The following is a 20,341-nucleotide window of genomic DNA, read 5'->3' as shown; positions in this document are numbered from 1 at the left end:
CTCTTTCAGGTAGCCTTTCCTCATATCAAGTAACCCACTGTTAATCCTCCCCCTCCCTCGGCGGCACGGGTGCGAACCAGCCCACCAGCAGGAGCAGCAGCCCCACGCCGATAAACGACACGATGCGGGCGATGCCGCCGCTGCCGCCCAGTTCCACCGTAAACAGCTTCAACACCACCACGCCCATCAGCCCGGCGCCGGCCATCCAGCGGATGCGCCGCCCCAAGCGGTGGCCGGACACCATCAGGCCGATGGCGGTGGCCGCCCACACGATCGACAGCGCCGCCTGCAGGCCGAAGGAAGCCATGATGCCGTGCAGCGTCCACTCCACGCCCATATAGAAATACCACAGGCGCAACACCGCGCCGCTCACCAACGTGAGGCCGAGCAGCACCGATCCGGCCAGGTGCAGCCGCAGGCCCTCGCTTTCCAGCTCGAATTCTTCCTGCCACAAATCAACGCAGCGCAGCCACAGCGCCCCCACCAACAGCCCGGCCAAATCCATCGGATTGAGCAGCGGCAGGTAGGTGAAGGGTTGCACAGTGCGCGGCTCGAGCGCATTGTTTGCCACCAGCCACATCAGTGCGTAGCCGCCGCACAGCAGCGAGCAGGCAGCCGCATACGGCCGCAACCCGGCTTTGCCGCGCCCCAGATAAAACAGCAGCCACAGTGCCAGCGGCAGTGCCAGCCAGCCGATTTGCCCCCACACGCCGCCCAGTATTTCGCCGGCGAGGATGCCGCAGAAGGCGGTGGCCGAAGCCGCCCACAGCGCAAACGCCGCCATGCCCCAGCCGCGTTCGGTATCGTGCGAACGGAAGTCTTGCAGGCGCAAAATCCATACCAATAGGGCAGCCAAGGCCAGGTGCATGAGGCTACCTGAAAGCGCGTGCGCCACCAAATCGGCGCGGCTCAATCTACTAAACAACAGCATGGCGTTCGGAATCAGCAGCGGCACCAGCACAAGCGCGGCGCGCCTGCCCTGCCGCCAATCGAGCAGCCAGGCTGCCGCCGTCCACAACGCGAAGGGCAGCGGCAAAGTCCACAACAGGGCGCCGCCAACCAGGCTCTCCGGCAGATGGTGCAGCAGGTTTACCGAAGAGAGGATCGTGCTTAAGAATGCCAGGTCGAGCAGCAGCCAGCCGACAGCTTGGTGCAGCAATAGGCTGAGCGGGCGGGCGGTGTCGCGTTGCTGCCTGCCGCGCCTGTTTTTGCTGCGCAGCGGTGCACTGGATTCATTTTCAGGTAGCCATTCATCGCCCTGGCGGTGCAAAGCGTAGGCCGCCGCACCCAGCAATATCGCGGCGGCAAAGCAGCAGATGGTGGACAGCCAATCTTCCCCGGCGGACACAACCGCCAACAGCAACAACACCAGCATGCCCCAGCTTGCTGCGGCCACGGCAAACAAGCCGCCGCCGGGCAGCCAGGCGGATTCGTCTGCCTCATCGGCATTCCCGTCTGCACCGCCTTCATCGGAGGGGCTACCTGAAAGCGCAGCCAGCGGGTTGGGCTCAAACGCATCCTGCAACACCGCCTGCATCCGTACTGCCGCCCAAGCCAATGCGGCCAAAGCCACCATGGCCCAATGGCGCGGCAGGCACATCAGCGGTAGCAGCCCCGCGAGCAGCAGGCCTGCGCCTAAAGCCCCGCGCTGGGCGCAGCTTTCCCAATAGGCCGAACCACGACAGCGCCAACGCAGCCAAGCTGCATACATGGCCAAACCGGCCGAGGCCGCCGCCAATGTCGGCACCAGCGGGCCGGCGAGCAGCGGCACACCTTCTTCGCTCACAATCCGCCAGCCCAAGTCGCCGCCAAACAGCAATGCGCCCAGCGACAGCGCATACACCACCACCGCCAAAAACCGCGTGTGCGGTCGCTGCTGGCGCAGGGCAAACACATACACCAACCCGGCCTCCAGCGACCACAGCGCCACCGTGGCCGCCTGCTCGAAGGCCAGCGGCACCGCCAGGGTGGCGAACACGAGCGAAAGCGCCGCCAAAGCCTGGCGCAAAAGCGGAAAATCGCGGCTGCCGGTAAACACCCCGGCCAACAGGGCATACACCGCAGCAAAACCCAACGCCGCACCCGCCGCCCAATGGCCGCCCTCGGGCAGCATATGGTATTGCAGCACAAACGCCGACACGGCCGAGCCGAACAGCAGCGTGCCGTCTATCGCGCCGATAGTCATGCCGTGGCGTACCAAACTATCAATCAGTTCGTCCAACCCAGCGTTATCCGGCACGGCTGCCTCATCGGCCTCATCGCGCCGGTGCAGCGCGTAGAGGCAGGCCAAGAGCGTGTAGAGCAGCCAGTGGAAAATCAGGAAAGGCTCGGTGCTGGCGAAATATTCGCCCCTGTATTCCGAAGATCCCCACATCACGGCAATAAACAGGCTGCCGATAAAGCCGATAAGGTTCAGACTACGCCAAGTTTTGAAGCGGGCAATCGCCGCCACACCGGTGTTGAGCAGCGCCAGATAAGTGAACAGCACCACATAGCTGCCGCTGCCATCGCTCACCAAAATCGGCGCGGCCAAACCGCCGATAAGCGCCACCTGCGCCATGATTTTCGCATCCTGCCGCACCGCCAGCGCCGCCATCGCGCACACCAGCCCCACCATCAGCATAAAAGCCGTGCCCGCAGACAAAAGCGGGTGCAGCTTCACCGCCGCCAGTGTGGTCAGATACATCACCGCCATGCCGAAGCCCTGCAAAATCAGGCCGTATTCGCGGCGGCGGCGTTGCAAAAACCAACCCGACACGGCAGCCGCCAAACCCGAGCCCATCACGCCCAGATAGCGCATTTCAATCGGCACATGAATCCGCTCCGAAGCAAAGCGCAGCAGGAACACCAGCCCCAAAAACAGTACCACCACGCCGGTTTTCAGCAGCAGGTTGCCGTGCATCAGCCAATCGATCAGCGGGGCAAATGCACTTTCCTCCTCCCGCTCGGCCGGGCGGGCAACGCGGCGCCGCTGGGCGGATTGGGCGGTCGAGGATTGGGCTGCCGTTTGAGCTTGGCTGTGCGCCGCCAGCGCTGCTTGAGCCGGAGTGCGGGCAGGCGTTTGGATAGCGGTTTGCGCCGCTCCCCGTTTGCGGATTCTCACCGTGCCCGGGCGGCTTCCCGGCATCACACCATGTTCCTCAACAGCCGCTTCAGGCTGCCGTGCGGCAGGAGCAGGCTGCGCTGCCGTAGCAGGCGGCACATTTCCCCCCGCTGCCGAAGCAGCAGCCGTGAGGCTACCTGAAAATACAGGCGCGGCAGGTTGTTCGAATGTGGATTGGCTAGATTGACCAGATTGGGCAGGCAGCGGATGCACCGCCGCTTCTGCAGGTTGGGAATGGGCGGCCAGATGGGCCGATTGGGCCGGGCCGGCTGCCGCAGAAGGAATGGCATCAAACGCAGCAACACTCGGCTGCGGCGCGCTCGCAGCAGCGGAAGTGGGCACGTTCGGGTTGTATGGCCAGCCGCTGAAATCGGGCTGCGCCGCACTGGGCGCATTGGGCTGAAGCCCGGCCTGCCCAAGGTGTTGAGGCACAGCCTGCTCGCTTTGGCGCAGCTCGCTACTTTCACTTTCAGCCAGCCTTTGCTCCCGCAGGGGCTGGCGGCGGCGCAGCTGTTCCACTTCTTTCTGCAGGCGCGACAGCTGTTCGACCATCTCCTGCTGCTGCATCCTCGTTTGGAACAGCATCACCACAAAAGCACCGAACATCAGCAGCAATAAGGTTACGACAAAAGCCATATTACACCTCGTTTGGGCAGGCAGCCCGCAGTCTACCTGAAAGTGGACACAGCGGGCTTCGCCAAAATAGTTTGATTAGATTATTTACTTGGATGGATTATAGCGGTATCTGGTGGCGGCGGGGAATGCGGCAAAATGTCCGCCCAAAAATTTTCAGGTAGCCTCTTGCGGGAAGGCTACCTGAAAAGGTTAAACAAAACATTTCGATGTGGACACTATTAAGCTGCCCCTGCTTGCCATACGCTCAACCTTGCCCGGCTTCTCCCGCAGTGTGCCGGTTGTGTACGCGTTTGCCGTGGATGCTCAGATTACCGGCGGCGAAGTCGGCCACGGCTTGCGGCAGCAGCTGGTGTTCGATTTTCAGCACGCGTGCGGCCAGGGTGTCGGCGGTGTCGGAATCGTATACGGGCACGGCGCCTTGGGCGATGATGGGGCCACAATCGAGCTCGGCGGTAACGAAGTGTACGGTGCAGCCCGCGAGGCGGCAGCCTTCGTCGATGGCGCGTTGGTGGGTGTGCAGGCCGGGAAAGGCGGGCAGCAGGGAGGGATGAATATTGATGGTTTGATTGGCGAAGCGGCTGCAAAACTCGGGCGGAAGAATGCGCATATAGCCGGCAAGCAGCACAAGGTCGGGCGCGTGGCTGGCCACGAATTCCAGCATGGCTTGGTTGAAATCGGCGCGGCTGGGGAAGTCTTTGGGATTGAGGGCGGCGGTATGGATGCCCTGCTCTGCCGCCCAGGCCAGCCCGGGGGCTTGGGGATTGTCGGAGAGCACGGCGGCGATGTGCAGATTGGGGATATTGGCTTGCACCACGGCCTGCATATTGCTGCCGCGGCCGGAAATGAGGATGACGGTTTTGGTCATGGCGGAGTAGTTGGAAAAGTGGTTGAGATATGTTTCAGGTAGCCTGTGCGATGACAAGCAAGGCTACCTGAAAATCTTAGAGGCAATTAGCCCAGCCGCATCATTTCGATTTGCTCGAGGCTGCGGCCGAGGAAGCGTTCGCCGATGGTTTGGAAGCGCAGGGGGATGTCGCTCACATAGAAATGGTAGTCGGCGGGGGTTTGGCTGGGGTTAAGCAGGCCGGCCTCGGCAAGGGCGGCGGCGGTGGCTTCGGCGGTGGTGAGCGCGGAATCCACCAGCGCCAGATGCGGGGCTTCGCTTTGCAGCAGGGGTTTGAGCAGGGGGTAGTGGGTGCAGCCGAGCACGAGGGTGTCGATGTCTTCGGCGAGCAGCGGCTTGAGGTATTCGCGCACGGTGAGGCGGGTAACTTCATGCTCAAGCCAGCCTTCTTCCACCAGCGGCACCAGCAGCGGGCAGGCTTGGGAAGGCACGCGCGCCTGCGGGTTTTGCGCGTGGATGGCGCGGGCGTAAGCGTTGGAATTGACGGTGGTGGACGTGGCAATGATGCCGATACGGCCGTTGCGACTGGTAGCCAGTGCGGCTTGCGCACCGGCGGCAATCACGTCGAGCACGGGCATACCGCCGGCGGTTTGCCGCACTTTGGCACCGGCCACGGCGGCGATGGTATTGCAGGCAATCACCAGTGCTTTCACGTCGTGCTGCATTAAGAATTCAACGATTTGCGCGGTGTAGGTTTCGATAGTGCTGCGCGATTTCACGCCGTAGGGCACGCGGGCGGTGTCGCCGAAATAAACGATGTTTTCATTGGGCAGCCGCTCCATCAGCGCGCGCACCACGGTGAGCCCGCCGACGCCGGAATCGAATACGCCGATGGGGCGCTGCGTGAGGCTGTTCGGTTTCATGTTGCTGGTTTGCTGTTGCAGGAAAAGGCGTATTGTACACGCGCGGCGGATAAGCGAAAGGCTACCTGAAATCTTTGTATCGATTTTCAGGTAGCCTTTTGAGCTGAATCAGCCTTATTGCGGCTCGTGATCGTGCTGCTCCAGCAGGCGGGTTTCTTCGCGCTCCTCTTGCGGGCGTACGGTTTCAAACTCGCCGTCGATGATGTCGCCGTCCGCACCATAGCCGGAAGATCGGTAGTTCTGCCCCATCTGATTTGGCCGCACCGCCGCCGGGCCGCCCTTAATCGGCAGCATCAGCACCAAGGCCAAAGCAGTGGACACAAAACCGGGCGACATCAACAGCAGCGCCGCCACAATATAACGCAGCGGCCACAGCAATTGGTAAAACGACACCTCGCCCCGGCTATTAAACAGCGATCCGGCCAGCATCACCGAAGAAAAACCCAGGTTGCGCAGCATCACCATCCCGGCCATAAACGACAACACCATCAGCAAAAGCGTGGGCATCCCGCCAAGCCGCTCAGCCACCATCACAATCGAAGCCGCTTCCGCCCCCGCCAACAGCAAGAGCCAAATTCCAAGGTAACGCATCGTTTTTTTCCTTTTCAAACAAAGAAATAATTTTAGCTTCGCAGCAACTCAACACCAAAGCATCGTTTTAAAGAAATTCGTTCCGCTTATTTTAGCGAAATTCGCTCCACTCTTTTTCAGGTAGCCTACAAGCTTCAGCAAGCGTAACATTCGGTTTTTGCATCCGACACTGGGAAACATCATGACCGCCGAACAAATATACCGGCAATGGCACGAAGCCGCCAAAAGCCGCAACACCGCCGCCCTGCTCGCACTGTATCACGAAGCAGCCGAGCTCGAATCGCCCCTGGTGCCCATCATCCTTAATCAAAACAGCGGCGTGCTGCATGGCAAAGCCGAAATCGGCCGCTTCCTCGAAGAAGGCACCCGCCGCCGCCCCAACGAATTGGTGCGCTGGTATCGCAGCGGTCAATACCTTGCCAGCGGCGACCTCCTCGTGTGGGAATACCCGCGCCAAACGCCCGATGGCGAGCAAATCGACATTTTAGAGCTGATGCAGCTCAAAGACGGCCTCATCTGGCGCCACCGCATCTACTGGGGCTGGTTCGGCACACAGATGCTGATTCAATCGGCGCTATCCAAAGCTTAAGCCTTAGGGCACAACGGCCATCCCTATATCTGCCCGCCATACATAAAATCAAGCGGGTATTTTGCAAAGTTTTCCCAAGCCCACTGCATTCAAAGGCTACCTGAAAGAGTCAGCCTCCATACAACTCAAACATAGCGAAACACAGCTTTTATGAAGCTAAAATAGAAACCGCGAATGGGTCGTCTGCTGGGTTATCGTGCCAAATATATTCGCAATGTGCAGCAATCACCTCCGCCTGTGCGCGACCGTAGTAATCTGCAATGAAACCAAGCGTCATATCCATCCCTGCCGATACGCCAGAAGAGGTGTAAAGCCGGCCAGCGGCCACCCAACGCGCAGCAGGCTGCCAATCCACCAGCCTGCCCACGCTGCGTACCCAATCAAAAGCCTGTTTATTGGACGTGGCAGGCAAACCATCCAATCGACCACTAGCCGCTAGCAGCGCTGCACCAGTACACACTGACAAACAACAAGCAGCCTGATCCAGCCACACGCCCAAATCACGCAGAAAAACCATATCTTGCACCAGCGGCCGTGTGCCCTGCCCGCCCGGCACCAGTAAGATACTATTTTCAGGTAGCCTATCCAGCCGCTGTGTCTGTACAACAAAACCCTGCCGGCTAGCCACCATACCGCCGCCATGCGACGCATAATGCAGCCTAGTTTGCGGTAGGCGGAACAAAAACTCCACCGGCCCCATTAAATCTAACGTTTCGTATTGCTCAAATAGCAAGCAATAAATATTGGTTGCGGCCTGCGGATTGAATACAGAAGACATAGCCCTCTCCTCGCGCTATATTTTGCAAACAGCCACATCATACCCTGTTCGCACCAACACCGCCCGACCAGCCGGTTTGTTTACCTGCCGTTTCCTATAGTATGATAGAAGCACTTCTTTACAGCACACTTGAGCACATGGCAAATTTGCTTAGCTCACACCCGCTGTATCTTTCATTTTTCAGGTAGCCCAGCTGCCCCATCACACGGAGCGCTTCATGAAATTCTCTTCCGCCTGCACCGCCCTCTTATGCACCGCCCTCATGGCCGCCTGCGCTGGCCCCTCCTCCGGCGATCAATACTACCGCGTGCAGCGCGGCGACACGCTCTACCGCATCAGCCGACGTTTCAACCAACCCGTCTCCCGCCTAATGGCCTGGAACAACCTGAAAAACTCCTCCCAGCTCGAAGTGGGCCAACGATTGCGCGTGGGCAGCGGCACCAACCGCAGTACATCCGCCAGCAATACGCTCAACCGCACAGTAACACGCACCCCGGCCGAGCGTACCAGCGCCGCACCCAGCAGCCTGCAATGGCCGGTGCGGGGCGAAATCATCACCCAGTTTAACGGCTCCTCCAGTAAAGGCATCGACATCGCCGGCAGCACCGGCACCCCGGTGAAAGCCGCCGCCCCCGGCCGCGTGAGCTACGTGGGCGAAGGCATCCGCGGCTACGGCAAACTCATCCTCATCAACCACACCGGCGGCATGCTCACCGCCTACGCGCACAACAGCCAAATCAGCGTGCGCGAAGGCCAGCAGGTATCCGCCGGGCAAACCATCGCCACCATGGGCAGCAGCGGCACCGACCGCGTGAAACTGCACTTCGAAGTGCGCGTAAACAACCGAGCCGTCAATCCGATGGATTATCTGCCGAAATAAACGTTTGGCACATATAAAGGCTACCTGAAACAAGCTCCGCGCATTGCTGCGAAGCTCATGTTCAGGTAGCCTTTTGCTTTACATCCACTATCGCTTCAAAGCCAACACCAACACCCCGCCGGCAATCATCGCAATCCCCAGCCATTCCTGCGCTGCCGGCCGCTCCTTGAGAAATACCACCGCCATCAGCGCCACCAGCACGATGCTGAATTTATCCACCGGAGCCACCTTGGAAGCCTCGCCCATCTGCAAAGCCTTGAAATAAGCCAGCCAAGAAGCCCCCGTGGCCAGGCCGGAAAGAATCAGAAACGCCCAGTTGCGCCCCGAAAAACCACCCACCCCCTGCCATTTGCCGGTGTAGCTCAAAAACGCTGCCAAAGCCGCAATGATCACCAATGTGCGGATAAAGGTGGCGAAATCCGAATCGATGCCCTGCAAACCCAACTTGGCAAAAATCGCCGTGAGCGCTGCGAAAAAGGCCGAAGCTAAAGCCCAATAGAGCCAAGCGTTTGAGGCCATGATGATTACTCCTTATTTGTGGAAATCGACAGCGTTGGTTTACACTTTCGGCTTTTGCTTGAAGACCTGGTTGAGCATCTATCCGGCATTGTCAAGAATGTCGATAGACACGGGAAATCCTTTCTGTTCTTGATAATGGTGGATAGATGCTTAAAAATCATTTAAGCAAAAACAAAAGCCATCTGCTTCAGAAAAAGTGTAAACAACGCTATCGATTTCCTACACTTAGATAAATTTCAAATAACGGGCTACCTGAAAACCAAGAACAGCAGTTTTCAGGTAGCCTTTTCCTGCTTTTTCAGTTCATCCATATCGATAAAACCACAGTCAGGCAAACCGCTTGCCTCCGAAATTTCGGCGCGCAGCGCGGCGGCTTCCGGGCTGTCAGCGGCAGGCGCGCGGCGTTGCAGCCAGCAAAACTTCCGTCCCTGCCGCCGTGCCGGCTGCCAATTCAGCGTCAACGCCCCGTCCGAATCCGCACGCAGCAGCACCGTGCGCAGCTCGTCCGTTCCGCCGAAGATGCTAACGCCCATATAGCTGGCCACGCCGAAAAATTCCGCCAGCACGTAATTCTCCACCCGTTCCCCGCCCCAAAACCGCCGCCGCACAACGCACACAGCCCGTTCACTCAACTGAACCGCCAGAGGCCGCGCCAGCCATTCTATCCGCCAGCGCCATACCCAACCCAACACAGCATACACGCACAGCCCGCCCATAAAATACGGATTGAGACCAAACCACCAAGCCGCGCCGAAACACAGCGCCTGCACCGCCACCGCCCCGAAAAACCCGCGCATATCTGGCTTCCGCGCCGCACGGGCAGACCACAACACTTCCGAATCCATATCGCCTCCTTTAAAGTTTCAGCCAGCCTGAGGATGCAATTATATATCACCCGCCCAACGCCCACTGCATTACCATCTTCCGCCCAATCCGCTACAATACTACCCGTTTTCCCATATTCAAAAGGACTTCCCATGAACAGCCTATTGCGCCGCAGCCTCGGCATCTCCCTGCTCACCTTGTCTCTTTCTGCCTGTGGCCTTCTCGGCGGCAGTGGTTCGCAAACCCCTTCCCGCCAGCCGCTCACCGCCACCCGCAAGCCCCAAGCCGTTATCGGCCTGGCCCTGGGCGGCGGCGCATCCAAAGGCTTCGCCCATATCGGCGTGATTAAGGTGTTGGAAGAAAACAATATCCCCGTGAAAATCGTTACCGGCACCAGCGCAGGCGCCCTGGTGGGCAGCCTCTACGCCTCCGGCATGAACGCCCCCCGCCTGCAGCGTGAAGCCGAAAACCTGCAACGCGCCGATTTGGTAGATTTAACCCTCTCCACCAGCGGCTTTATCCGCGGCGAAAAACTGCAAAACTACATCAACCGCCAAGTGGGCAACCGCCCCATCCAAAACCTGCCACGCAAATTCGCCGCCGTGGCCACCGAATTCGACTCCGGCCGCAGCGTGGTATTCCGCAGCGGTAATACCGGCCAGGCCGTGCGCGCCTCCGCCAGCATCCCCAACGTCTTCCAGCCCGCGGTAATCAACGGCAAACGCTATGTGGACGGCGGCCTCACCGCCCCCGTACCCGTATCCGCCGCCCGCCAGATGGGCGCCAACGTGGTGATTGCGGTGGACATTTCCGCCAAGCCCGCCCGCATCAGCCAAAGCGGCTTCTTCTCCTACCTCGACCAAAGCCTCAACATCATGAGCACGCCCGCGCTGAACAGCGAGCTGGCCAAGGCCGACGTGGTGATCAAACCGCAAGTGCAGCACCTCGGCGCCGTGGGCGGTTTCGATGAAAAAGCCCACGCCATCAAGCTTGGCGAAGACGCCGCCCGCGCAGCCCTGCCGCAAATCCGCGCTGTGTTGCAGCGCTACCAAGTGCATTGATGCCCATGCAAAAGGCTACCTGAAAATTTCAGCCCCGCAGAAGCCCGCCAAGCTCGTTTTCAGATAACCTCTTCAGCCCAGCCCGCCAGCATCAAAAGGCTGGCTGAAACCCTACCACCCCATGCCGCACAATGCTGTTGCGCAAGGCCGGCTATTTTTCAGGTAGCCCATATCCCGATTGGGGCTACCTGAAAAATTTCCCCTTTAAAAAAACAACCCGCCGCACACCCATGTTCACCCTATTCCTCCCCGGCCTCAACTGGCCGCAGCCCGAAGAACTCCCCAGCCTGCACACCCCCGCCCTCAACCGCCTGCTGCGTTTCGGCCGCTTCCAAGCCGCCCCCGCCGCACCTGCCGATTTCTGCTTCACCCACCTCGGCGTGCAGCTCAACCACCTATTCGCCGAACCCTATGCCTTCGCCAGCCCCCTACACCAGCAACTCGGCCTGCACAGCGCCCAGCTGCAAAGCAGCGGCCTAGCAATCAGCCCCGAAGAAGCCGAAGTGCTGTGCCACGGCCTCAACGCCTTCTGCGGCGAAGACGGCTGGCAGTTCGCCCCCCTCTCCCCCGAGCTGTGGAGCATCCGCCTGCCCCGCCCCGCCGCCTGGCAAGCCCCCTGCATCCTCAACATCGCCGGCCAACACGCCGACCTGCCCCAAGCTGTCGGCCCCCAGCACGGTCAATGGCTGCAACGCCAAACCGAAATCCAAATGTGGCTGCACGAACACCCCGTCAACCAGCGCCGCCAAGCCGAAGGCAGGCTCCCCATCAACGCCCTCTGGCTATGGGATGAGATGCCCGACACCCATGCCGAGCCCCCCTCCCTAATCGGCAGCAACAGCCCCTGGGCCGCCTACAGCCGCAGCCCGCAAATCCGCCCCGCCCCCGTCAGCCTCCCCGATTGGCAAGCTAGCTCCGCCGAGAGCCAAACACCAATCGAACACAGCGCCCTCTATCTCGACGAACTGCAACAAGCCGCCGAACTGGGCAACCTGCACGCCTACGCCCACACCCTGCAACAATGGGACGAACGATTCTTCGCCCCCCTGTGGCACGCCCTACAACGCAAACACCTCCCCGCCGCCCGCCTCCTCACCGACGGCGAACACGGCGGCAGCCTCGAAATCCGCGCCCGCAGCGGCTGGGCATTCTGGAAACCCAAACGCCGCTTCAGCGGCCGCTTAGACGGCATGAGTAAATAAAAAAGCTACCTGAAAGCGCAGCTTCAACGGAGTTAAAACTCACTGCATTCGCTTTCAGGTAGCCTTTGTTCAAACCTGCTTCACATCTTCCCGGTGCTGCCGAAGCCGCCTTCGCCGCGTGAGCTCTGGGCAAATTCTTCCACCACTTTAAACTGCGGCTGCAGCACGGGCACGATCACCATTTGTGCCACGCGTGCCATCGGTTCGATGGTGAACGTTTCGCTGCTGCGGTTCCACAATGAAATCTTGAGTTCGCCCTGATAGTCGGAATCGATCAGGCCGACCAAGTTGCCCAGCACGATGCCGTTTTTGTGGCCGAGGCCGGAGCGCGGCAGCAGCATGGCGGCGTAGGCCGGGTCGGCCAGATGGATGGCTATACCGGTGGGCACAAGATAGGTGCTGCCGGGCGGGAGCTCTACGGCTTCGTCCAAACAGGCGCGCAAATCTAGGCCGGCGGCACCGGGAGTGGCGTAATGCGGCAGGTGTTCTTGCATTTTGGGGTTAAGGATTTTAAGTTCGACTGTGGGTTGCATGGTTATCTCGATAAAGATTTGAATTTTAATGTGAATAAATTTTCAGGTAGCCTTCACGCTCCTGCAGCAGGCTACCTGAAAATATAACTGCGCTACTGCTTAGGGCATCAGCATGCCGCCGTTCACGTGCAGGGTTTGGCCGGTGATGTAGCGCGCCTGCTCGGAGGCGAGGAACAAAACGGCGGCAGCCACATCGTCTGCTTCACCAAACTTGCCCAGCGAAGTTTGGGCGGTGAAGGCCGCACGGACTTCTTCCGGCAGGGCTTGAGTCATGGCGGTATCGATGAAGCCGGGGGCGACGCAGTTTACGGTGATGCCGCGGCTGCCCACTTCGCGCGCGAGGGATTTGGAGAAGCCGATCAGGCCGGCTTTGGCGGCGGCGTAGTTACTCTGCCCGGCATTGCCCATAGTGCCCACCACGGAGGTGATGCTGATAATGCGGCCGCTGCGCTGCTTCATCATGCCGCGCAACACGGCTTTGCTGGCGCGGAACACGGATTTAAGGTTGACCTGCATGATCTCATCCCACTCTTCTTCTTTCATGCGCATCAATAGGTTGTCGCGGGTGATACCGGCATTATTTACCAAGATATCCAACTTACCAAACTCTTTTTCGATGTCGGCAATCAAATTTTCGATGCTGTTTTCTTCAGTGATTTGCAACACGCGGCCATGCCCCTGCCATTGTGCCAAGCGCTGGCCAACGGCAGCCGCGCCTGCTTCGCTAACGGCCGTGCCGATCACCGTTGCCCCGGCTTGCGCCAGCGTGTCGGCAATGGCCGCGCCGATACCGCGCGAGGCGCCGGTCACCAAGGCGATTTTCTGAGAGAGATTTTGAGTAAGCATATCGGGATTCCTTTTAAGTGGGAAATAGGGTTTCAGGTAGCCCCGAGGGGTTTGAGGCTACCTGAAAATTAATGGGCGGCGATAAATGCGTCCACTGCTTCCTGCGAAGTGAGCGCGGCGCACACGGCGGCTTTATCGATGCGTTTGGCCAAGCCGGCCAGCACTTTGCCCGGACCGCATTCGGCGGATTCGGTAATGCCTTCGCGCACAAGGAGCGCCACGGTTTCCGTCCAGCGCACCGGGCTGTACAGCTGGCGCACCAGCGCGTCTTTGATTTGCACGGGGTCGGTGTAGGAGGCCACGTCCACGTTGTTGATCACGCGGATTTGCGGCGCGTTCAATGCCACGTTTTGCAGGGCGGCGGCCAGTTTTTCGGCGGCAGGCTTCATCAGGCTGCAATGAGAGGGAACCGATACAGGCAGCGGCAGCGCACGTTTGGCACCGGCTTCTTTGGCCGCGGCCATGGCGCGTTCCACCGCAGCGGCATCACCGGCAATCACCACTTGGCCGGGCGAATTGAAGTTCACCGCCTCGGCCACCTGCCCTTGCGCGGCGGCGGCGCAGATTTGGCGCACGGCATCGTCTTCCAGCCCCAAAATGGCGGCCATCGCGCCCTGCCCTTGCGGCACGGCCGACTGCATCAGCTCGGCACGCAGGCGCACCAGGCGCACGGCATCGGCGAAATCCAGGCTGCCCCCGGCCACCAGCGCGCTGTATTCGCCCAGGCTGTGCCCGGCCACGGCGGCAGGGGTTTTGCCGCCCGCCTCAAGGTAGGCGCGGTAAGTGGCCACGCCTGCGGCCAGCATCAAGGGCTGGGTGTTGACGGTTTGGCCGATGAGCGCGGCATCTTCGCCGTTCATCATCGCCCACAAATCCTCGCCCAGCGCGGCAGAGGCCTGCTCAAAGGTTTGGCGCACAACGGACACGCTGTCGAAACCGGCCATCATGTTCAGGCTCTGCGAGCCTTGGCCGGGAAAGAAAAAGGCAAAAGACATGGGGTTTCCTTATCTTATTGAAAAATATCTTGTTGGGAACAGTAGCAGGCTACCTGAAAATGCCTGATTGCGTTTTCAGGTAGCCTTTTAAAGCAATGGCAGCAAAAGAATTAAATTCCATTCATCTAATATTTTGATTAATCAAAGTTAGAATGAACGTACCGATTATTCTGATTTCTTCATTTACTTGGTTAGAACAGGATACTCAAACAGGCTACCTGAAAAACAGCATGCCGTATTTTCAGGTAGCCTCTCAAATCAGCGCCCGTGGTAGTTCGGCGCTTCTTTGGTAATCTGCACATCGTGCACGTGCGATTCGCTCATGCCGGCGGCGGTGATTTCCACAAACTCGGCCTTTTCGTGCATTTCGGCAATATTGGCGCAGCCCAAATAGCCCATGCTGGAGCGCAGACCGCCCACCAGCTGGTGGATGATGTTCACAATCGGGCCTTTATACGGCACGCGGCCTTCGATGCCCTCGGGCACGTATTTGTCGGTGCTGTCTTGTTTGTCTTGGAAATAGCGGTCGGACGAGCCTTGGCTCATCGCGCCCAGCGAGCCCATGCCGCGATAGGATTTGTAGGAGCGGCCTTGATAGAGCTCGATTTCACCCGGCGCTTCGTCTGTGCCGGCAAACATGCCGCCCAGCATCACGGTGGAGGCACCTGCGGCCAGGGCTTTGGCCACGTCGCCGGAGAAGCGGATGCCGCCGTCGGCAATCAGCGGCACGCCGGTGCCTTGGAGCGCTTCGGCCACGTTGTGAATTGCCGTCAGCTGCGGCACGCCCACGCCGGCCACGATGCGGGTGGTGCAAATCGAGCCCGGGCCGATGCCCACTTTCACTGCGTCTGCCCCGGCCGCCACCAAATCGCGCGCCGCCTGTGCGGTGGCAATATTGCCGCCGATAACTTGCACTTGCGGGAAGTGTGCCTTCACCCAACGCACCCGATCCAAAACGCCTTGGCTGTGGCCGTGTGCGGTGTCCACCACAATCACGTCCACCCCGGCAGCCACCAAGGCGGCTACGCGTTCGTCGGTTTCCGGGCCCACGCCCACCGCCGCGCCCACGCGCAAGCGGCCGTCTTGGTCTTTATTGGCATAGGGGAATTCGGTGGTTTTCAAAATATCGCGCACCGTGATCAGGCCTTTGAGCTCGTCTTGGGCGTTCACAACCAAAACGCGCTCGACCTTATGCTGATGCATCAGTTCGCGCGCGTCTTCAATGCTGGTGCCTTCGGGCACGGTAACCAATTCGGCCCGGGGCGTCATAATGGCAGACACCGGCTGGTCGAGGCGGGTTTCAAAGCGCAAATCGCGGTTGGTAACCAAACCCACCAGCTTGCCGTCCTGCACCACCGGCAGGCCGGACATTTGCCGCTTGCGCTGTGCGCGCATTTCCAACAGCTGGCCAACCAACATTTCCGGCGCAATCGTTACCGGGTCTTTCACCACGCCGCTTTCGTGCCGCTTCACCTTAGCTACGGCCTCGGCCTGGCGTTTGATGCTCATGTTCTTATGAATAATACCGATGCCGCCTTCCTGCGCCATAGAAATGGCCAAGCGCGCCTCGGTAACGGTGTCCATGGCGGCAGAAATCAGGGGCATATTAATGGAAATGTTGCGGGTGAGGCGGGTTTGCAGCGAGACGTGCTTGGGAAGCACTTGGGAATGGGCGGGAACAAGCAATACATCATCAAAGGTGTAGGCTTTTTCAACGATTCGCATGATTAAAACCTTCTTGTCGGTTGCTAATAATGCGGCCGCATTGTAGCAAATTTGTCGGCATTTAGTAAGCATCAGGCTTCAAGAATGACATTCGCCCGTCAGTTGAAGTACAATGAAACCGATTATGTAACCATATTCAACGGGAAGACCACCAAATGAATAAAAAATTAACCTTGCTGGCCGCCTGCGCCGCAACCATGCTGTTTTCAGGTAGCCTGATGGCAGAAGACGTTTACCACTGGAATAGCCGCAGCCCGACCTATTCCGATGTGCCAAGAAACCTTGTTCCGGCCACCAGCAACATCGTGAACGTGCGCACCCAAACCTCGCGCCCTGCCGTTGCGCCTTCTGGCCATCAGCAAAACCAGCTGCCGCAAGTGCAGAATAATAATGGTGAAATCTCTGCTGCTGATCTGCAAGCCATGACCAACCAGAAACAGATGGAAGAAAACCAGGCTAGGGAAGAAGCCAACCGCAAGGTAATAGAAGATAACAATGCTGCCCGCGCCAGCAACTGCAACGTTGCTAAAATCAACTTACAACACGCGCAAACTGCCCGCATCCAAAACCGCGAGCAACTCATCCAGCAATATCAGAGCAACGTAAATCAATTCTGCAACTAACGGCGCTCCAGCCGGTTTGATTCAGCCGGCCGTTCGGTCTTGCCGTTTTACTTTCCAGCAAACCTTCGGCCATGTCTGATTTCGACCCGCATGCCATCATCGGCAACCTGCCCAACCTGCCCGGCGTTTACCGCTTTTCGGATAAGGATGGGCAGGTTTTGTACGTTGGCAAAGCCGTCAACCTCAAACGCCGAGTGGGCAGCTATTTTCAAAAAAACGACTTATCCCCGCGCATTGCCCTGATGGTGAGGCAGATTGCCCACATCGAAATCACGGTAACCCGCTCTGAAACTGAAGCGCTGATTCTCGAAAACAACTTCATCAAGGCCTTGTCGCCCAAATACAATATTCTGTTTCGCGACGACAAATCCTACCCCTATCTCATGCTTACCGGCCACGACTACCCGCAGATGGCCTACTACCGTGGCAGCCTGAAGAAAACCAACCAATACTTCGGCCCCTACCCCAACAGCTATGCCGTGCGCGACAGCATTCAGATTTTGCAAAAAGTTTTCCTGCTGCGCACCTGCGAAGACAGCGTATTCGAACACCGCGACCGCCCCTGCCTGCTCTACCAAATCAAGCGTTGCTCCGCTCCCTGTGTCGGCCACATTTCACAGGAGGACTACCGCACCAGCGTGGAAGAAGCCGCCACATTCCTCAACGGCAAAGCCGACCGCCTGCTGCAAAGCCTCACCACCAAAATGCAGCAGGCTGCCGAAGCGCTCGACTTCGAACATGCCGCCCGCTACCGCGACCAAATCCAAGCCCTGGGCAAAATCCAAAGCCAGCAGTTTATCGACAGCAACAACCCCAACGCTGCCTACAACATCGATATTCTCGCCCTCGCTGCCGAGCAAGGCAGCATCTGTATCCACTGGGTCAGCATCCGCAACGGCCGACGCGTGGGTGAAAAAAGCTTTTTCCCCGACAGCCGCCATTCTGCCCCCGAAGAAGCTGCTGCCTATGGCGAAGCCTTCGCTGCCCAGCATTATCTCGGCCGCGACAAGCCCGACATCATCATCAGCAACTTCAGGCTACCTGAAAACCTGCAAGCCGCCCTGATCGAAGAGCACGGCAAACAAATCCGCTTTATTGCCAAAACCAGCGGCGAGCGGCGCGTGTGGTTGCAAATGGCCGAACAAAACGCTCTGCTTGCCCTGCGCCAGAAACAGCAACAAAACCAAAACCAAGAACAACGCGTCCAAGCCTTGGCCGAGCTGCTGCAACTGCCCACCGCCGAGCTCAACCGCATCGAATGCTTCGACATCAGCCACACCCAAGGCGAAGCCACCGTTGCCTCCTGCGTGGTATATGAAAACCAAAGCATGCGCCCCGACCAATACCGCCGCTACAACATCAAAACCGCCAAAGCCGGCGACGACTACGCCGCCATGCGCGAAGTGCTCACCCGCCGCTACGGCAAACTGGCCGAAGGCAACGAAGAAGACGGCAAATGGCCCGATCTGGTGCTGATCGACGGCGGCAAAGGCCAAGTGGCCATGGCGCAGCAAGTGTGGCAGGATTTAGGCATCCGCCTGCCCATGGTCGGCATTGCCAAAGGCCCAGAGCGCAAAGCCGGCCTCGAAGAGCTGATTATTCCGCACTTAGGCACTACCACCCAGCTCCCCCCGCACCATCCCGCCCTGCACCTTTTGCAAACCGTGCGCGACGAATCCCACCGCTTTGCCATCACCGGCCACCGCCGCAAACGCGGCAAAGCCCGCGTTACCTCCTCGCTGGCCGAAATCCCCGGCGTGGGCGACAAGCGCCGCCGTAGCCTGCTCACCCGCTTCGGCGGCCTGCGCGGTATCCAAGCCGCCAGTATCGACGACTTGGCCCAAACCGAAGGCATCAGCCGCGCCCTAGCCGAAAAAATCTACGAAGCCCTACACTGAAAGACCGCAACATGCCCTGGAACATCCCCATCCTGCTTACCTGGTCGCGCATCCTCATGATTCCGCTGTTTACCGCCCTTTTCTACCTGCCCGCCTCCTGGCGTGTGGGTATCCAAACCGTAAACACCTGCGCCGCCGCATTATTCGTGCTCGCCGCCGTAACCGACTGGTTCGACGGCTACCTTGCCCGCAAATGGAAGCAAACTTCCGATTTCGGCGCCTTCCTCGACCCCGTAGCCGACAAACTCATGGTGGCCGTTGCCCTCATCCTCTTGGTGCGGCTCGACCGTACCTGGGCCATCTGCGCCATCATCATCATCGGCCGCGAAATCACCATCTCCGCCCTGCGCGAATGGATGGCGCAGCTGGGCAAACGCAACAGCGTGGCCGTGGCCACCGTTGGCAAATTCAAAACCGCCGCCCAAATGGCCGCCATCACCCTGCTGCTGCTGCAAAGCTGGCCCGCCCTCGGCCTCGACTTCATCTGGCTGGGCAACGCCCTCATGTTCGCCGCCTGCGTGCTCACCCTGTGGTCAATGTTCTACTACCTCAAAATGGCCGCCAAAGAATTCAAACAGCCACGTCCTCCCGAAGCCGGCTGAAAACGCCACACGCACCATTAACCAACCCCATCGAACCCTCATATTTTTCAGGTAGCCTCTTTCGCACAGAAGGCTACCTGAAATCTTGTATATATAGAAAAGGCTACCTGAACCCCAGCCTGCCGCCCTCTGGCACTTTTCAGGTAGCCTTTCCTACAAGCGAATGTTAATATCCATTTACCAACCATCCAAGGTTGGCCACTCACCCACTCAAGCAAAGGATCAAGCCATGTTTGCAAAATCCCTGTTGAAACCCCTCCTCCTCGCCGCCGCCCTGATGCTGCTCAACGGCTGCGCCACCGCCTTCTTATGGAAAGATTATGAATCGGAAGGCCGCTCCACCACCTCCACCCACACCGACAAAGACACCGTGGTCGGCTTTGCCCGTGCCAAACCCGACAGCCGGCAACTGGTACCCAACAGCATCGTGATGCTGGGCGAGCGCTATATCTACGTGCTGGATAAAGGCCGCGATCCGAGAACAGGAAGCGGCAGAACAGCCCGGGAAGTGGATTTGGGCGCGATTTTAAACGTGAAGCTGTCCCAGCCCTTCCAAATGTACGACCCCTCCAACGACCCCAAAAACTGCTGTAGCGCCCAGCCTTGGGAAGGCTTCAGGCTGGAGGCCGGCAGCCCGTCGGCGCAACGCTTCTGCAGCGCGAATTTCGATTTGGTTTATCAAGAAAACCAGCGCCTTTCCCCCGCCGAGCGCCGCCGCGAGCGCGCCGAGCTGGAGCGGCTGCAATTCAGGCAAGTTACCGACAGCAAAGGCGCCTCCCGCTATGCCCGCACAATCCGGGTGTGCGGCCAGCGCTACACCCGCCCGAGCGGCATGAAAGACGACTACCGTTTTGAAACACCGATACCCGTTACCATCAGCAGCACGGTTACCCAAAGAAGCAGCAACGTATCCGGCGCAGTCGGTCGTGCCCTCGTTACCCCGTTTACCGCAGCCGTCGATATCGTTACCCTGCCCATCGTCCTGCCGTTCGCAGTCTTTGCGCTCAAGGACATGAAACCAGGCTTTTAAGCTCAGATGCAGGGAGGAGTGCCACTGGCAATCCTCCCTTTTTTCAGGTAGCCTCACCCTTCAAGCAGGCTACCTGAAAATTTACAGCAAAAATATAAGGCTATCTGAAATCTAACCTGCCGCCCGCCGACACTTTTC

At 59.1% G+C, this 20,341-nt stretch carries 19 protein-coding genes; 8 read left to right on the top strand and 11 right to left on the bottom strand.

Features of this window, described 5'->3' with window-relative positions; all coding sequences use genetic code 11:
* Window positions 1-40: 40 nt before the first annotated feature.
* From CKV94_RS08910 to CKV94_RS08895, 4 genes are all read right to left on the bottom strand, one after another.
* On the bottom strand, window positions 41-3,739 hold the full coding sequence (locus CKV94_RS08910) for a DUF2339 domain-containing protein (protein WP_003821949.1): 3,699 nt from the start codon (window positions 3,737-3,739) through the stop codon (window positions 41-43).
* Between the two features lie 244 nt (window positions 3,740-3,983).
* A complete protein-coding gene (gene purN, locus CKV94_RS08905) occupies window positions 3,984-4,604 on the bottom strand; it encodes a phosphoribosylglycinamide formyltransferase (RefSeq protein WP_035579740.1) in 621 nt (206 codons plus the stop codon).
* 86 nt (window positions 4,605-4,690) lie between these two features.
* Window positions 4,691-5,506 (bottom strand): glutamate racemase, encoded by an 816-nt coding sequence (murI, locus tag CKV94_RS08900; protein ID WP_003821951.1) that lies wholly within the window; start codon window positions 5,504-5,506, stop codon window positions 4,691-4,693.
* A 114-nt stretch (window positions 5,507-5,620) separates the two neighbouring features.
* Complete coding sequence (locus tag CKV94_RS08895) at window positions 5,621-6,097, bottom strand: FxsA family protein (protein ID WP_003821952.1); 477 nt, start codon at window positions 6,095-6,097, stop codon at window positions 5,621-5,623.
* A gap of 181 nt (window positions 6,098-6,278) precedes the next feature.
* On the opposite strand from CKV94_RS08895, the gene CKV94_RS08890 reads away from it, so the two are divergent.
* Window positions 6,279-6,686: a nuclear transport factor 2 family protein gene (locus tag CKV94_RS08890; RefSeq protein ID WP_003821953.1), complete on the top strand. Its 408-nt coding sequence runs from the start codon at window positions 6,279-6,281 to the stop codon at window positions 6,684-6,686.
* Between the two features lie 148 nt (window positions 6,687-6,834).
* On the opposite strand, the gene CKV94_RS08885 is transcribed toward CKV94_RS08890, so the two are convergent.
* Window positions 6,835-7,464 carry a DJ-1/PfpI family protein gene (locus CKV94_RS08885; RefSeq protein ID WP_003821956.1) on the bottom strand — a complete coding sequence of 210 codons (630 nt, stop codon included), beginning with the start codon at window positions 7,462-7,464 and terminating at the stop codon, window positions 6,835-6,837.
* 217 nt (window positions 7,465-7,681) lie between these two features.
* Here CKV94_RS08885 and CKV94_RS08880 point away from each other — a divergent pair, with 217 nt between their 5' ends.
* On the top strand, window positions 7,682-8,344 hold the full coding sequence (locus tag CKV94_RS08880; protein WP_003821957.1) for a M23 family metallopeptidase: 663 nt from the start codon (window positions 7,682-7,684) through the stop codon (window positions 8,342-8,344).
* Window positions 8,345-8,431: 87 nt separating this feature from the next.
* Here the strand turns inward: CKV94_RS08880 and CKV94_RS08875 are convergent, their stop codons facing one another.
* Together CKV94_RS08875 and CKV94_RS08870 are read right to left on the bottom strand one after the other, a co-directional pair.
* Window positions 8,432-8,863 carry an EamA family transporter gene (locus CKV94_RS08875; protein ID WP_003821958.1) on the bottom strand — a complete coding sequence of 144 codons (432 nt, stop codon included), beginning with the start codon at window positions 8,861-8,863 and terminating at the stop codon, window positions 8,432-8,434.
* Window positions 8,864-9,138: 275 nt separating this feature from the next.
* Window positions 9,139-9,708, bottom strand: coding sequence for a hypothetical protein (locus tag CKV94_RS08870; RefSeq protein WP_003821960.1), 570 nt, complete (start codon window positions 9,706-9,708; stop codon window positions 9,139-9,141).
* Between the two features lie 132 nt (window positions 9,709-9,840).
* Here CKV94_RS08870 and CKV94_RS08865 point away from each other — a divergent pair, with 132 nt between their 5' ends.
* Window positions 9,841-10,749, top strand: coding sequence for a patatin-like phospholipase family protein (locus CKV94_RS08865; RefSeq protein WP_003821961.1), 909 nt, complete (start codon window positions 9,841-9,843; stop codon window positions 10,747-10,749).
* 131 nt (window positions 10,750-10,880) lie between these two features.
* Entirely contained in the window at window positions 10,881-11,951 is a 1,071-nt protein-coding gene (locus CKV94_RS08860; RefSeq protein WP_003821962.1) for a hypothetical protein, read from the top strand.
* Window positions 11,952-12,031: 80 nt separating this feature from the next.
* On the opposite strand, the gene dut is transcribed toward CKV94_RS08860, so the two are convergent.
* From dut to guaB, 4 genes are all read right to left on the bottom strand, one after another.
* Window positions 12,032-12,484 (bottom strand): dUTP diphosphatase, encoded by a 453-nt coding sequence (dut, locus tag CKV94_RS08855; RefSeq protein WP_003821963.1) that lies wholly within the window; start codon window positions 12,482-12,484, stop codon window positions 12,032-12,034.
* A gap of 99 nt (window positions 12,485-12,583) precedes the next feature.
* The gene (fabG, locus tag CKV94_RS08850; protein ID WP_003821965.1) at window positions 12,584-13,330 is read right to left on the bottom strand and encodes a 3-oxoacyl-ACP reductase FabG; all 747 of its coding nucleotides are present in this window, start codon (window positions 13,328-13,330) and stop codon (window positions 12,584-12,586) included.
* 68 nt (window positions 13,331-13,398) lie between these two features.
* The gene (fabD, locus tag CKV94_RS08845; RefSeq protein ID WP_003821967.1) at window positions 13,399-14,325 is read right to left on the bottom strand and encodes an ACP S-malonyltransferase; all 927 of its coding nucleotides are present in this window, start codon (window positions 14,323-14,325) and stop codon (window positions 13,399-13,401) included.
* 258 nt (window positions 14,326-14,583) lie between these two features.
* Window positions 14,584-16,050, bottom strand: a complete 1,467-nt coding sequence (gene guaB / locus CKV94_RS08840) for an IMP dehydrogenase (protein WP_035579741.1) — start codon at window positions 16,048-16,050, stop codon at window positions 14,584-14,586.
* Window positions 16,051-16,205: 155 nt separating this feature from the next.
* On the opposite strand from guaB, the gene CKV94_RS08835 reads away from it, so the two are divergent.
* From CKV94_RS08835 to CKV94_RS08820, 4 genes are all read left to right on the top strand, one after another.
* On the top strand, window positions 16,206-16,673 hold the full coding sequence (locus CKV94_RS08835; protein ID WP_003821969.1) for a hypothetical protein: 468 nt from the start codon (window positions 16,206-16,208) through the stop codon (window positions 16,671-16,673).
* Window positions 16,674-16,744: 71 nt separating this feature from the next.
* Window positions 16,745-18,571 carry an excinuclease ABC subunit UvrC gene (uvrC, locus tag CKV94_RS08830; RefSeq protein ID WP_003821970.1) on the top strand — a complete coding sequence of 609 codons (1,827 nt, stop codon included), beginning with the start codon at window positions 16,745-16,747 and terminating at the stop codon, window positions 18,569-18,571.
* An 11-nt stretch (window positions 18,572-18,582) separates the two neighbouring features.
* The gene (gene pgsA, locus CKV94_RS08825) at window positions 18,583-19,173 is read left to right on the top strand and encodes a CDP-diacylglycerol--glycerol-3-phosphate 3-phosphatidyltransferase (RefSeq protein ID WP_003821972.1); all 591 of its coding nucleotides are present in this window, start codon (window positions 18,583-18,585) and stop codon (window positions 19,171-19,173) included.
* Between the two features lie 229 nt (window positions 19,174-19,402).
* On the top strand, window positions 19,403-20,203 hold the full coding sequence (locus CKV94_RS08820; RefSeq protein ID WP_035579744.1) for a hypothetical protein: 801 nt from the start codon (window positions 19,403-19,405) through the stop codon (window positions 20,201-20,203).
* Window positions 20,204-20,341 lie beyond the last annotated feature (138 nt).

This window comes from Eikenella corrodens (assembly GCF_900187105.1).
Classification (GTDB): Bacteria; Pseudomonadota; Gammaproteobacteria; order Burkholderiales; family Neisseriaceae; genus Eikenella; species Eikenella corrodens.
This window is presented reverse-complemented; position numbering and strand designations above follow the sequence as displayed.